This window comes from Candidatus Thermoplasmatota archaeon, from assembly GCA_030018475.1.
GTDB lineage: Archaea > Thermoplasmatota > JASEFT01 > JASEFT01 > JASEFT01 > JASEFT01.
On sequence record JASEFT010000128.1, the window covers coordinates 1 to 573 of the forward strand.

Here is a 573-nt window from a genome sequence, read left to right on the forward strand (position 1 = left end):
AGCTACATTTCTTAGTTGTGCATATACTGTTTTAGGAGCATCACCTGCAGTAAGAATCCAGACTTTGGTAGCGTTATAAGCTTCCCACGAACTGTAGATTATACCGTCATTACTGAAGCACATTTCGATAGCATTTGTGACGTTTAAAGTTAGAGTGACTGTTAGAGTGTTAGTATAAGGTGCATCGTCATTTATCACCATAGTTCCTTCAGGCTGTGGCGGCAGTGGTATCTCTATTGTAAACGACCATTCTAAAGTTTCAACAATGCCTGCATAGTCCTTGACTTCTACTTTTACAGAAACAGCACCTTCAGCTAAATCTGTTGCTGGTGTGTAAGATAGCGTGCTGCCTACTAAAGTTGCCGCTACAGGACTGCCCATAACGTACATCTTATAAACGCTTATGCCGGAAACATTATCTGACACAGTGACACTTATAGTTGGTCTGGCAGTTGTAGTCACATAACTTCCAGGCGTGGGCAAAGGATTCTCTATAGTAGGTGCTGTCTTGTCTATTCTTATAGTTACATTTTTCACAGCCTCTTCTATGCCTGCATTATCAACAGCTCTGTA

The 573-nt window shown here is 41.4% G+C and carries 1 protein-coding gene; it reads right to left on the reverse strand.

Annotated elements, in window-relative coordinates; genetic code table 11:
• Window positions 1-573: Ig-like domain-containing protein (locus QMD21_07900; GenBank protein ID MDI6856686.1), on the reverse strand; the 573-nt coding region annotated here is incomplete at both ends.